Source organism: Janthinobacterium sp. P210006, assembly GCF_036231885.1.
In the GTDB taxonomy this organism is placed as follows: domain Bacteria; phylum Pseudomonadota; class Gammaproteobacteria; order Burkholderiales; family Burkholderiaceae_D; genus Janthinobacterium; species Janthinobacterium violaceinigrum.
In genome coordinates, this window is record NZ_JAZARD010000003.1 from 1,039,512 (window position 1) to 1,052,910 (window position 13,399).

Annotated in this window: 12 protein-coding genes; 6 read left to right on the top strand and 6 right to left on the bottom strand. The window is 62.9% G+C overall.

Going from position 1 to position 13,399, the window contains the following annotated elements; all coding sequences use genetic code 11:
* The first annotated feature begins 132 nt into the window (after positions 1-132).
* The 3 genes from VPH41_RS18645 (at position 133) to VPH41_RS18655 (ending at position 2,679) form a co-directional block, all read left to right on the top strand.
* Positions 133-420, top strand: a complete 288-nt coding sequence (locus tag VPH41_RS18645) for a hypothetical protein (protein ID WP_152281795.1) — start codon at positions 133-135, stop codon at positions 418-420.
* 70 nt (positions 421-490) lie between these two features.
* Entirely contained in the window at positions 491-2,038 is a 1,548-nt protein-coding gene (locus VPH41_RS18650; RefSeq protein WP_152281794.1) for a TerC family protein, read from the top strand.
* Between the two features lie 65 nt (positions 2,039-2,103).
* Positions 2,104-2,679 carry a DUF3617 domain-containing protein gene (locus VPH41_RS18655; RefSeq protein WP_328571074.1) on the top strand — a complete coding sequence of 192 codons (576 nt, stop codon included), beginning with the start codon at positions 2,104-2,106 and terminating at the stop codon, positions 2,677-2,679.
* On the opposite strand, the gene VPH41_RS18660 is transcribed toward VPH41_RS18655, so the two are convergent.
* Positions 2,667-3,728 (bottom strand): porin, encoded by a 1,062-nt coding sequence (locus tag VPH41_RS18660; protein WP_328571075.1) that lies wholly within the window; start codon positions 3,726-3,728, stop codon positions 2,667-2,669. The genes VPH41_RS18655 and VPH41_RS18660 overlap by 13 nt on opposite strands.
* Positions 3,729-4,095: 367 nt before the next feature.
* Here VPH41_RS18660 and VPH41_RS18665 point away from each other — a divergent pair, with 367 nt between their 5' ends.
* On the top strand, positions 4,096-6,207 hold the full coding sequence (locus VPH41_RS18665; protein ID WP_152281791.1) for a site-specific recombinase: 2,112 nt from the start codon (positions 4,096-4,098) through the stop codon (positions 6,205-6,207).
* Between the two features lie 11 nt (positions 6,208-6,218).
* Positions 6,219-7,595 (top strand): cardiolipin synthase, encoded by a 1,377-nt coding sequence (gene cls, locus VPH41_RS18670; protein WP_442906288.1) that lies wholly within the window; start codon positions 6,219-6,221, stop codon positions 7,593-7,595.
* Between the two features lie 246 nt (positions 7,596-7,841).
* Here the strand turns inward: cls and VPH41_RS18675 are convergent, their stop codons facing one another.
* The 3 genes from VPH41_RS18675 to VPH41_RS18685 are packed head-to-tail and all read right to left on the bottom strand — an operon-like array spanning position 7,842 to position 10,341.
* The gene (locus tag VPH41_RS18675) at positions 7,842-8,660 is read right to left on the bottom strand and encodes a metallophosphoesterase family protein (RefSeq protein ID WP_328571077.1); all 819 of its coding nucleotides are present in this window, start codon (positions 8,658-8,660) and stop codon (positions 7,842-7,844) included.
* A 3-nt stretch (positions 8,661-8,663) separates the two neighbouring features.
* A complete protein-coding gene (locus tag VPH41_RS18680) occupies positions 8,664-9,662 on the bottom strand; it encodes a diacylglycerol/lipid kinase family protein (RefSeq protein ID WP_328571078.1) in 999 nt (332 codons plus the stop codon).
* Positions 9,589-10,341 (bottom strand): phosphatase PAP2 family protein, encoded by a 753-nt coding sequence (locus VPH41_RS18685; RefSeq protein ID WP_328571079.1) that lies wholly within the window; start codon positions 10,339-10,341, stop codon positions 9,589-9,591. The genes VPH41_RS18680 and VPH41_RS18685 overlap by 74 nt, the downstream gene beginning before the upstream one ends.
* A gap of 147 nt (positions 10,342-10,488) precedes the next feature.
* On the opposite strand from VPH41_RS18685, the gene VPH41_RS18690 reads away from it, so the two are divergent.
* A complete protein-coding gene (locus VPH41_RS18690; protein ID WP_010396348.1) occupies positions 10,489-10,713 on the top strand; it encodes a hypothetical protein in 225 nt (74 codons plus the stop codon).
* A gap of 213 nt (positions 10,714-10,926) precedes the next feature.
* On the opposite strand, the gene VPH41_RS18695 is transcribed toward VPH41_RS18690, so the two are convergent.
* Together VPH41_RS18695 and VPH41_RS18700 are read right to left on the bottom strand one after the other, a co-directional pair.
* Positions 10,927-12,063, bottom strand: coding sequence for an AI-2E family transporter (locus tag VPH41_RS18695; RefSeq protein ID WP_328571080.1), 1,137 nt, complete (start codon positions 12,061-12,063; stop codon positions 10,927-10,929).
* Positions 12,064-12,196: 133 nt separating this feature from the next.
* Positions 12,197-13,387, bottom strand: a complete 1,191-nt coding sequence (locus VPH41_RS18700) for a DUF1501 domain-containing protein (protein ID WP_328571081.1) — start codon at positions 13,385-13,387, stop codon at positions 12,197-12,199.
* Between the last annotated feature and the right edge of the window lie 12 nt (positions 13,388-13,399).

Below are 13,399 nucleotides of genomic sequence, written 5' to 3' on the forward strand. Positions count from 1 at the left end.
GTCCTTGTCATCAAGCTGTTATGTGCCCGTGTTATACTCCGCGGTTCCAGAACTATCTGCCTGTATATGAGACGAGCTCTCGTCCTGCTCTGCCTTTTTGTTTTCATCGCGTTACCCCAGGCGTTAGCCAGCATGGCCTACGCCAGCCCTTCCCCATTCCAGCACGCTAACGCGGCCGGCGTTGCCGCCACGCCTGCCCTCGTCGCAGATTGCCACGATGCCGACGCCCATGCCGGCTTGCCCGGCGACAACTGCGGCGCCGACGAATGCGACAACGATCCCATCACGCTGTACCCGACCTCGCGCCAGGGGGCGCCGTTTTGCGCCATCATTTGGCAAGCGGGACCGGGAGCACTTGCCGAAGCGGACGCGCGGCGGGCCACCCGGCCGCCGCGCGTCCGCCGCCACTTCACGCAATAGCAACATGGTTCCCTGGAGCAGACGCTGCCAGGCACGCTTTATATTGATTTGACTTTACAAGGTTACACACATGGAATGGTTATTTGACCCGACAATCTGGGTCGGCCTGCTGACGCTGGTCGTACTGGAAATCGTACTGGGTATCGACAACCTGATTTTCATCGCCATCCTGGCGGAAAAATTGCCGCCGCACCAGCGCGACCGGGCACGCGTGCTGGGCCTGACCCTGGCCCTCGTAATGCGCCTGGGCCTGCTTTCGCTGATTTCCTGGCTGGTCACCCTGACCACGCCACTGTTTTCCATATGGACCTTCTCGTTCTCGGGGCGGGACCTGATCCTGCTCGTGGGCGGCCTGTTTCTGCTGTTCAAGGCCACCACCGAGCTGCACGAGCGCCTCGAAGGCGTCACCCACGCCCAGACGGGCCCCAAGGTCTACGCCGGTTTCGGCCTGGTGGTGGCGCAGATCGTCGTGCTCGACGCCGTCTTCTCGCTCGACGCCGTCATCACGGCCGTCGGCATGGTGGAAAACCTGTACGTGATGATGGCGGCCGTCGTCATTTCCATCGTCGTCATGATGCTCGCGTCGAAAGTGCTGACGCGCTTCGTCAACGCCCACCCCACCGTCGTCGTGCTGTGCCTGAGCTTTTTGCTGATGATCGGCCTGTCCCTGGTAGCCGAAGGCCTGGGCTTCCACATTCCGAAAGGCTATCTGTACGCGGCCATCGGTTTCTCGATCGTCATCGAGTTCTTCAATCAGCTGGCGCGCCGCAACTTCCTCAAGCTGCAGTCGAACGCCCCGCTGCGCGACCGCACGGCGCAAGCCGTGCTGAGCCTGCTGGGCGGACGCAAGGGCCGCGAAGCCGTGGAAGAGCACGAAGTCAAGGAAATGCCCGACGTCTCCGCCTTTGGCGTGGAAGAGCGCAACATGGTCAGCGGCGTGCTGACCCTGGCCGAACGCTCGATCCGCTCCGTGATGACGCCGCGCGGCGACGTGTCGTGGGTCAACCTCAACGACAGCAGCGACAAGATGCTGCAATTGCTGCGCGAAACGCCACACAGCATGATTCCTGTCTGCAACGATGACCTGGACAATGTGGTGGGCATCGCGCGCAGCAAGGACTTGATCGAGGATCTGGTATCGCACGGCAAGATCGACCCGGCCAGCATGCGCGAAGCCGTCGTCGTGCCGGAAGCGGCCGGCGTGCTGAAAGCCATGGAAACCCTGAAGCGCTCGCGCGGCCAGCTGGTGCTGGTGGTCGACGAGTTCGGCACCGTGCAGGGCGTGCTCACGCCCATCGACATCCTCGAAGCCATCGCGGGCGAATTCCCCGACGAGGACGAGCAGCCGGACGTGGAAGTGCTGGGCCCCGGCCACTGGCGCATCGACGGCGCCACGGACCTGCATTATCTGGAGCAAGTGTTCGAGACGGAAACCCTGGTCAGCGAAGACGGCGAGTACAACTCGCTGGCCGGCTTCCTGCTGGCGCACTTCGAGAACATGCCGGCCGTGGGCGAAGTGCTGGAACTCGATGACTTGCGCTATGAAATCGTCGAGGCGGACGAGCGCCGCATCGCCTGCGTGGACGTGCGCCGCATCGAGCCCGATCACAGTTTGTAACACAATGGCAAGCGTGTCACGCTTGCCATGCCGTATGCTGGGGTCTGCCAATACGGAGACCCCCGATGAAATTTTCCCTGTCAAGCCTGACCCTGCTGGCCTGCGCCGCCTTCGGCGCCCAAGCCAGCGCCCAGACCGCCACGCAGTCGCCCGCCATCAAGCCGGGCCTGTGGCAAGTCGACAGCAAGATGGCGTCGCCGGACGCGGCCACGGACAATGCCATGTCCATGGTGCTGCAACAGCTGGGTAACCTTCCTCCCGATCAACGCAAGCAGCTGGAAGCCATGGCGGCCAGCCGCGGCATGGCCATGCCCACCGTGGCGGCCGACGGCGCCGTGCGCGTGACGGCCTGCGTGACGCCGGAAATGGCCGCGCGCAAGCAGATTCCCACGGGCCAGCCCGGCGACTGCAAATCGAAGAACACGGACATCGCGGGCGGCATGCAAGTGTCGTTTACGTGCGCAAACCCGAAATCGAGCGGCGAAGGCAAGGTGCTGTTCAGCGGCGACCAGGCCTTCAACATGCAGCTGGCGGTGACGACCAGCGCGCGCGGCGCACCGGAACAGGTGAATGTGACGAGCAACGGCAAGTGGCTGGGCGCCAGCTGCCCGGCCCAGGCGCGGAGCGCTCAAAAGCCGTGACGGAAGCCCAGGTTGAATGCCGCATCGCCGCGGCCCGCATTGCTGGCGTTGCCCACCGTGTAGCGGGCGCCGTTCTTGTTGCGGATCTTCGCGTAGGACGCGTAGAAATCGCTGCGCTTTGACAAGGTGTACGTGAGGCCGACTGCCACCTGGCTGGCGTCGCGGTTGGCCAGGTCGCGGTCATCCTTGCGCACCCAGGACGCCAGCAGCTTGAAGCCGCCCACGGGCACGGACACGCCCAGCAAGGTGTCGCGGCTGTCCGAAGACGACATCGACAGGGCCAGCGCACTGTAGGCGTTGCTGGGGTCCCACGGCGAACTGCCATAGCCCTTGTTCACGCCCACGGCGGCAAAGGCGGTGGCCACTTTCAGGTCGATATTGGCCGCGATCAGGGTATTGCGGGCCGACATGTCGATGGCGGGCAAGGTGCCGGAAGCGAGGATCAGGCTATTCTTGCGCTGGTGCGAAATGCTGACATTCACGGCGCCGGCCGAATAGCCGAGCGTGGCGCCATATGCGCGGTTGTTGGCGCTGCTGTACGGCGACTCGCCAAAGCTGTAGATGGCGCTGGCGGACACGCCGCGCAAGGCGGGCGTCACGTATTTGACGGTATTGTCGTAGCGTTTCACGCTGTAGCCTGCCAGGTTGCTGGCGCTGCCGGCCATGCCGCCCTTGAACGGGTCGGCCACGTCGGTCAGGGCCAGGTAGTGGGGGTTGTACTGGCGACCCAGGGTCAGCGCGCCCAGGCGGCTGTCGAGGCCCACGTAGGCCTGGCGGCCGAACAAGCGGCCGTCTTCCGACTGGCCCGTGTCGTTCTCGATGCCCGCTTCCAAGGTGAACACGGCGGACACGTCGTTGCCCAGCGCTTCGCGGCCCTGCACGCCCAGGCGCGAGCCGGAGGCGACGCCGCCCGACACCTTGGTGCTGGCGCAATTGGCGGCACAGCCCCGTTCGGCCACAATGCCCGCGTCGAGCACGCCATACACGGCAACATTACTGGATGCGGCACCGCCCGCGCCATCGGCGGCCTGGGCCGGTGCAAAGAGCACCCAAGGCCCCATCCCTATCACAGCAAGCGCAAAATACGAGGTCTTCATGATAAATATCTCGGTAACGTGAATTGAAACTTCCCGGTATTGATCAGGACATGCGCTGTGTGTCTGATCTTAGTGTTACCTTATCCTCGCTTTTTGTCCAGCCATCCGTGCGTTGTACAACAGAAACTTCAGCTTAGCCCCGGGAACTGCGTCGCGCACTGACAACACGCAAGTTTGACCATGATTGTGGCAATTTGCGGCAAAATGGCGTTAAATGCAGGCCCTGCCGTAAAGCAATGTTCGCTGGCGAACGTTGCGCAGTTTCGCGCAGGCGGTACACTACTGGTTTTACCGACAGCGGCTCGCCCGTTTTTTCTGCATGCTAGCTATCCTCGAACGCATTGACCCCAACTCCAGCAATATCGACTTGCTGGTGGAATTATTCAACTCACTGCGTCCCAAGCGCCCCCACGACAGCGCTACCGCGATCGCCAACGTGCGCACCCTGCGCCAGCTTCTCAAAGGTAATCCCGCGCAAGCGCGCGCCCTGCACGAATACGTGCTGCGCGTGCTGGCCGCGCGCCGCCACGCCAGCCTGTACACGGATATCGGCGTGCTGTCGAACAGCGGCTTTTTCACGGAATTGAAACGCCGCATCGCCTACCGCATGCTGCCGCCCGCCCTGGGCGACGAATACCTGAACGACGCGCTCGACCAGGTGCTGTACCTGAAAACCGATTATTTGTGGATCAGCAACGTGCCCGCCACGGACTGGCTGGAACTGTTCGACGTACTGACCAGCGACGAGATCGAACTGGCCGTCGGCGACGGCAATATCATGCTGCCAGGCATGCTCGACGCCATCCGCACCCTGTCCTACCGCGTCTGCGCCATGGGCCTGGAACCGGAATTGACACGTTTCCATAGCGAAATCGAAGTGTTCCAGTCGCCATTCATGGTGCAGAACACGGAAGTGAACGCCTACCTGGATGCCTACACGAATCTATTGCACGGCAACATAGAGCACATCGAGGACGCGCGCCATCTGCTGGTGATGCTGGACCAGTGCGATGCCGTCATCGCCAAGATCCGCAAGAAGGCGCTGTACCAGGGCACCAGCATTCCCCTCACCTATTTATTGGTGGCGCTGGCGCAAAGCATCGAGCGCCTGCGCAAGCTGCTGTTCCTCGTCGACACGAGCGGCGAATTGCCCGCCTCCGCCAACGTGGACATCGCCGCCATCACCGTCGACGCCACGGCCGACCTGCTCGACGCGCAGCCCGTCAGCCGCCGCCGCGCGGGCGCCGTGGGCCTGGCGCTGGAACTGATCCAGGCGCACAACAACAAATACAAGGTCAGCGACCTGTTTTCCGACAATATCAACTTGCTGGCACGCAATGTGACGGAAAACGCCAGCCGCACGGGCGAGCACTACATCGCGGAAAACCGCCGCGAAATGGGTGCCATGTTCCTCTCGTCCGCGGGCGCGGGCATCATCATCGGCTTCATGGCCCTGTTCAAGATATTGATGTCGTATCTGCGCTCGGCGCCGCTGGTCGAAGCGTTCATGTTCAGCATGAATTACTCGATCGGCTTCATGTTCATCCACTTGCTGCACTTCACGGTGGCCACCAAGCAGCCGGCCATGACGGCGTCACGCATCGCCGCGGGCCTGCACAGCAAGGATGGGCGGAATATCGACCTCGACAGCATGGCGGAACTGATCAACAAGGTGTTCCGCACGCAAAACATGGCCGTGCTGGGCAACCTGGCCACGGCCATCCCCACGGCGTGGCTGATCGCGCTCGGCTACAAGGCGATTACGGGGCACAATCTGGTGACGCCGGAAAAAGCCATGCATCTGCTGCACGATATCGACCCCATCGGCAGTCCCGCCATCTTCTACGCCATGATCGCCGGCGTCTGCCTGTTCGTGGCGGGCCTGATTTCCGGCTACTACGACAACCAGGCGCTGTACACTCGCTGGGCGCAGCGCATCGCGCAATTGCGCGGCCTGGGCCGTGTCATCGGCCAGGAACGCTTGCAACGACTGGGCCTGTACCTGGAAAACAATCTGGGCGGCCTGATGGGTAACTTCTATTTCGGTATCCTGCTCGGTTCCATCGGCACCCTGGGTTTCCTGATCGGTTTGCCGATCGATATCCGTCACATCACCTTCTCGGCCGCCAATTTCGCCACGGCCCTGGTGGGACTCGACCACAACATGAGCTGGCAGCTGGCCGTCAAGTCGCTGTCGGGCATCTTCGCCATCGGCACGGCCAACCTGCTGGTCAGCTTCGGCCTGGCCCTGTGGGTAGCCCTGCGTTCGCGCCAGGTGCGTTTCAAGCACGGCATGCAATTGCTGAAGATTCTGGGCAAGCGTTTCCTGAAGTCGCCCATCGTCTTCTTCTTCGGCTCGAAAAACCCGCCACCGCTGGCACTGGCCGATGATTCGGCAAACCTGTCCCCCACGACCAAGGCTCAAAAATGACCGCCAGGCGCATGCAACCCTGCCTCACCGCCCTACTGCTGTGCTGGACCCTGGCTGCATGCGCCTCGCTGCCCAACGTCAAGAATCTCAACACCACCCTGGAACCGGTGGCCAAGCCCAAGGTCATCACGGGCAAGGGCGCCGTGCTGAACGTCAACAGCCGCGCGGCCCTGCTCAACAAGCGCTGGGCCAGGTCCGGCATGGACTTGAAAGCCCAGGCCGCGCTGGAAGAGGCGGCCACGGGCGTGCCTTTAATCAAGGGCAACAAGGTGACCCTGCTGTTTGACGGCCCGCAAACGATGGAAGCCATGTTCCAGGCCATCAGCGAGGCCAAGAACAGCATCAACCTGGAAACGTATATCTTCGACCAGGACCCGCTGGGCCTGAAGTTTGCCGACATGCTCATCGAAAAGCAGCAGGCGGGCGTGACGGTCAACGTCATCTACGACAGCGTGGGCACCCTGGGCGTGCCGCAGGCGTTCTTTGACCGCATGCGCGCGGCCGGCGTGCACCTGGTGGCCTTCAACCCCGTCAATCCCGCCAAGCTGAAGGGCGACGACTGGAAGATCAACAACCGCGACCACCGCAAGGTGCTGATCGTCGACGGCAAGACGGCGTTTACGGGCGGCATCAACATCAGCGATACCTATGCCAAAAGCTCGCTGTTCCGCTCGAAATCGAAGCCCACCGACAAGAAGGACGTGGGCTGGCGCGACACGCACGTGAAAGTGGAAGGCCCGGCCGTGGCCGCCTTCCAGTGGCTGTTCATCCGCACCTGGGCCCAGCAAGACCAGGCCGACTTACCGGACGCCAATTATTTCCCTACCCTGTCGGAAGTGGGCGACAAGCTGGTGCGCGTCGTGGCCAGCGAACCGGACGGCGGCTTTGAAATCTACAAGGCGTATATCCTGGCCATCCAGGAAGCGAAAAAATCCATCCACATCACGTCCGCCTACTTCGTGCCCGACCAGCAGACGGTCGACGCCCTGATCGCGGCCGCGAAACGGGGCGTGGACGTCACCGTGGTGCTGCCCGGCGTGTCCGACAGCGGCCTCGTGTTCCATGCGGGCCACGCGCTGTACGACCAGCTGCTGGCGGGCGGCATCCGCATCTTCCACTTGAAACTGGCCGTGCTGCACGCCAAGACGGCCGTCATCGACGGCGCCTGGTCGACCGTGGGCTCGACCAACATCGACATGCGCAGCTTCCTGCACAACAGCGAACTGAACGTTGTCGTGCTGGGCGACAGCTTCGGCCGCGAAATGGAAAACGCCTTCCAGGAAGACTTGCGCGACTCGGAAGAAATCACCAAAGCGAAATGGGAAACGCGGCCGATTTCCGACCGCATGAAGGAGTGGGCGGCCCGCTTCATGAACTACTGGCTCTAAGGGAGTAGCCGTCAAAAAGTCCAGGGCGTTGTTGCATTGCCTCGCCGTACTATTCGTACTGTCTTCGGCACTGCGCCTAGCCCTGGCCATTTTTCCGGCCACTCCGAATGCCGGTTGCCGCCTAGCCCATGAATCCTGGCTACAGGCGCAGGTCGGCTTAGCGCAGCGCAATCCGACATCACCACAGCTATTACCAAAGCCAACAATAGCGTCGGATTACGCGGGGCCTTGCCCCGCTCATCCGCCCTACAGCGGCCGCAAGCTGGCCCACACGCCGCCTTCGCGCTCGAACGCTTCCGTACTGACCTTTTCAAAGTCGGCGCTGTCTTCATTCCAGCTGTAGCGCTCGACGCGAATACAACTGTTTTCCACGCGCAGCACATTGAACGAGTTCGACTCGCCCCTGCCCCGCGTGGACGTGGCCGTGCCCGCCTGCACCATCAGGGCCGCATAGCCGGCGATCTTGTAGCGCTCGGCCGTGTTGCCTGCCACACTGGCATGCAAATGCCCTGCCAGCAGCAGGTCGACGCCGCATTCGGAAAACATTTGCAGGGCCAACGGCGCGCGGTCGACAAGATCATCCTTGTCGAAATGCTCGGGCAAGTCAAATGGATGGTGCGTGACAATGATGCGCGTCAAACCGCGCGGCAAACGGCCCAGGCGTTCACGCAGGAAATCGATCTGTTCATGGCTGATGCGGCCATCCTTGAACGTCAATGAACGGGCCGTGTTGATGCCCAGCACGGCGATTTCCTCGTCCACGTATTCGGGCGACAAATCGTCCGTCACATGGCGCCGGTACTTCACCAGCGGCGTCAGGAAGCGGGAAAAAACGTTGTAAAGGGGCACGTCATGGTTGCCCGGCACGACGATCTGCGGCCCCGGCAAGCTGTCGAGAAAAGCCCGCGCCTGCTGGAATTCCGTGCTGCGGGCCCGCTGCGTGAGGTCGCCCGACACCACCACCACGTCCGGTTCCAGGCGCTCGACCAGCGCGCGCAAGGGCGCCAGCAGGGCTGCGTCGACGCGGCCAAAATGCAAATCGGACAAATGCACGAGGGTACGCATGGCCTACTCCCCGCCTGGCGCCGCGGCGGGAGCGGGCACCAGCACGGCCAGCGCGGCGGGACGGATGCGATAGTGCAGCGGCGTATTCATGATGGTCACTTCGCCATCGGTGGCCACGCGCAGGCGGCGGTGTTTCGTGGCGATTTCCAGGTCCGTGGCCGTCAGCACATCGAAATCCTTGGCTTGCGACAATTTGCCGAACAGCGCGTGCAAGGCCAGCTTGAGCAAGCCCAGGCGGCCCGGACGCTGCGCCACATACAGACTCAGCTGGCCGCCATCGAGCCGCTCGCGCTCGCCGATATTCAAGCCTTCCATCAGGTATTCATTATTGCCGATGAACACAAACGGCGTGCGGCGCGCATGCACGGCGTCGTTGAGTTTCAATTGCACGCTGAGGAAGGGATAGCGGCGCAAGGCGGCCACCAGGGCCCAGCTGAAGGCCAGCCACTTGCCCCGTCCCAGCCGGCGCTGCTGCTTTTCGCGGTCGCGCACGATATCGGGATACAGGCCCAGGCTGGAATTGTTCAGGAAGATGCGGCCATTCACTTCGCCCACGTCGACCTGGTGCGGCACGCCCTGCGCCACGTTGGCAATGGCCGCGTCGAGCGTCAAGGGAATATTCAAATCCTTGGCGAAATGGTTCAAGGTGCCCAGCGGCAAGACGCCAAACGGCGTGCCGCTGCCGGTAACGACGGACGCGACGGCATTGATGGTGCCGTCTCCGCCACCGGCCACGACGATGGGTGCGCCATCGCGCAAGGCTTGCTCGGCCGTGGCGATCATCTCGGCCCCGCTTTGGGCCAGAGTGATGGCGGCGTCCAGGCCCACGGCCAGGAACTGCGCTTCCAGCTGCTGCGCCCAGTCGGGCGCATAGCCGCAGCCGGCGCTCGCGTTGATGATGACTGCAATCTTGCTCAGGATCGTCCCCTTATGTGGTTTGCCGGATATGCCGGCGGCGGCGCAGGGTCGACACGCCGGCGATGCAGATGGCCAGCCAGCCATAGCTTTCCGCCATGGCCGCCAGCACATCGCTCAGGTAATGCGCGCCCAGGTAAATGCGGCTGAAGCCCACCAGCGCCGCCATCAGAAACGCTGCCAGCGCGATGGCGATGCGCTTGCCCCAGGCGCCCGGCGCCGTCTGGCAAATCAGGTAGGCGCCCAGCAAGCCGTACAGGGCCGTCGACGTGGCCGTATGACCGCTGGGAAAGCTGTACGTGCTCAAGGCCGTCTGCAAAATGGGGGCGTCAAAGCTGGGCCGCGCGCGGACAAAAATGTACTTTAGCAGCAGGTTCAAAAACATGACGCCCGGCATGGTGATGACCAGGGTAAACAGCCAGTAGGTGGCGCCCTTGCGGTGCAGATACCAGCCCAGCAAGGTGGCCAGGGTAATGGCGCCGATCACGCCATGCAGGTGCGTGACGACCAGCAGGCAACTGGTGACCCACGGCACGGCATGCTGGTTGAACCATTGCGCCACCTGCAGGTCGATCACCGTGATCTGGGCCATGCCCATGACGGCTTCGGCGATCTCGTGGAAGACCACGATGGCCACCAACATCAGGGCCACGCCCACCGTCATATGCAGTCCCAGCTCCCCTTCGGGCGACAGGCGCGCCTGGACGAAGCGGCGCAGTTTCGTGGTCCAGCCCGTGGTCATGCCCATGTCATTCTTCTCTTGCAAACTGCTCTCGCTTTCCTGTTTTTGGTGCTGATCAAAAAAACCACACCAGTAAAAAAATACTGTTTATTCATACAGTAGCTGTGTTTTCATACAGTAGTTATGCTATTCTGATGACTCGTTCAACACATCTCCCTCAAAGGAATTGTCATGGCAACATTGAATAGCGGTTTTGGCTCACGGTTCGGCCTGGAATACGCCCCAAGCTCTTTCCTCGTCCGCATGGGCAAGCGCGAAATCCTCGTTTGCCGCGACTTCCGCAAGCGCTACTACACCGTCAATCCCTTGATCGAGTGCGGTACGGGCATCGAGCCGGGCTATGTTGAAGTGCTGCTGATGCGCCGTTGGCTGTTGATCTTATCTAAAGCGCATTAAATACGCCTTAAAAATCTGCTGCGCGGCGCGAGTTGCGGCCTGCGATGCTCGCTGTACCAAAGTACAGCTGTGCTTCCTGGCCACCACTCCTTGCCGCTCGCTACGATTTTTCTCGGCGTATTCCGGGGCTTTCGACGACCTTGCTTGAAAGCCCCGCCCGGCCACGCCGGGAACGCACCAGTACCGACCAGCAGCACGCTGGCCGACCCCTCATTACTGCGTGCGTTCCGGCGCGGCCGGGCTGGCAGGTGTTGTCGCCACCGGCGTGATATCCACGTTGGCACCCGCGTTGGCAGGCGGCACCGTGTCAAACACATTCGCTTCGTACCACAGGGTAACGAACAGCACCATCACGACGGGGCCGATGAACAGGCCCACGAGGCCCAAAGTTTCCACGCCGCCCAGAATACCGAACAGCACGGCCAGGAAGGGCAAGCGGGTGGCGTTGCCGATCATGCCGGGACGCACGAAGTGATCGGCCACGAACAGCACCACGGTGCCCCACGCGGCCACGCCGATGGCGGCGCCCACGTTGCCTTGGAAGACCAGCAAGGCGGCCGCACACAGGTAGGCCAGCGGCGCACCGAACGGGATGATGGCCAGGATGCCCGTGGCAAACGCCCACAGGGCCGGCGACGGCAAGCCGGCGATGGCATAGGCAATACCGATCAGCACACCTTCGGCCAGGCCCACCAGCACCAGGCCGTTGACCGTGGCGCGAATGGCCGTGGGGATTTTTTGCGCATAGCGGCCCCAGCGTTCGGGGCGCAGGAAATGGCTGCCGACGGCCGTGATCTGGCGCGTCAGCGCTTCGCCATCCTTGTAAAAGAAAAACAGGCACAGAAAGGCCAGGCCGAAGTCGACCAGGCGGTGGAACACGTCCGCGCCGAGGATTTTCAGCATGTCGCGCGCGGAATGAAAGCCGCCCACGGCGCTGCCCGCAAAGAAGTGGCTGAGGCCATGGGGCTGGCTCAGGGTGGCTTGCCACCAGTCGCCGATGGCGCTGCCGGCCAGCGGAATGTTCGCCACCCAGTCCGGCGCGGGCAAGCCGTCCGTATTTGCATGGACGACGAAATTGGCCAGCACGGGCACTTCGCGCGCCGCCTGCGCCACGCCGAACAGCACGGGGATGATGAAGATGCAGGCAAACGCCAGGGTCAGCAGGGCAGCGGCCACGATGGTGCGCTGGCCCAGCGCCGCACGCACGCGCACGTACAGGGGCCAGGTGGCCACGCACAGGATGCCCGCCCACACGAGCGGCAAAAAGAAACGCTGCATGACGAACGCCGTCACGGCGATCAGGGCCAGGGAAAAGCCTGCGCTGACGATGTCGCGCTGGGTATCGCTCATACCACTCCATTCGTGCCCCGCACCGTGACCGGTGACGGCGCTTAGCTACGCGCCAGTTGCGCAGGCGTAGCGTAACACGGCGGCATGGCGATCCCGCGCCCGCCCCGCCGCAGGCAGCAGCTGGAGCAGGCGCTTACACGAGGCCCAGCTCCACCGGCTTGACACCGGCAAACACGTGCTCGAGTTGCGCCGGTGTCAAACCGAACGTGCGGCGCAGCAAGCCGCCCAGCACGGCGCGGTACTCGTTGAGCACCGGCATGTCGCGGTTCTGGAACAGGGTCGTTTGCGAAATCGCCACTTGCTCGCCCGCCACCTGTTTCCCCTTGATGCCGCCGCCCAGCACCCAGAATACGCTGCCGTGGCCGTGGTCCGTGCCGCGGTTGCCGTTTTCGCGGAAGGTGCGGCCAAACTCGCTGACCACCACCACCACGGTATTGCGCCATTCGCTGCCCATTTCCTGGGAAAACGCGGCCAGGCCCCGTCCCAGCTCATCGAAGCGGCCCGCCAGGTAGCCGTTGGCACCGCCCTGCCCCACGTGCGTATCCCAGCCGCCCACGTCGACGAAGCCGATGTTGTATTTGTCTTTCATCAGGCGGGCAATGCGCTGCGCTTCCAGTTCAAAACCCTTGGTGCTGATGGCGTTGCGGTTGGCCGCCTGCATCTCTCCCGTCAATTCCTTGTTCACATCGTCGCGCACGGCAAAGCCCGCGCTGACCGGTTGCTGCAAGGGCGTGCCCCGGTACATGGACGCGATGACCTGGCTTTGACGCGCATCAATGCCCGACTTGCCCACGGAACGCAGCCCCATGTTCGGCACCTGCACGCCGCCCTGGAAGATCAGGGGCAGCTGGTCCGTGAAGGAAATGGCGTGATTGCCCTGATTGCTGTTCAGGCTTTGCGCCAGCCGGTTCAGGAAACCCGAGCGGAAATCGCGGCGTCCGCCGATCTCCTGGCCCAGCTCGATGCTGTCCTGCGTCTCGAAATGGCTGCGCGTCAAATCCGTCGTGCCCGCAAACGGTATGAAGGCCGCTTCGCCGCCGGTGAACATGGGATAGATGGTCTCGCGCAAGGCCGGATGCAGGCCCCAGTCCGCATTCAGGGCCAGCGCGCCATTGTCCGCGCCCGGTTTCGCAATGGCGATATTCGGCCGCGATGCATAGTAAAAATCGCTGCCGACCGGCACCAGCAAGTTGTTCGCGTCATAGCCGCCGCGCAAAAAGACGAACAGCAGCCGGGCATTCGTGCCGGGCGCGGCCAGCAAGTTGCCCGCATGCGACAGCAGGGGCGCGGCGGCCAGGGCTTTCAACAGGTCACGACGGTTCATGGCAACTCCTTT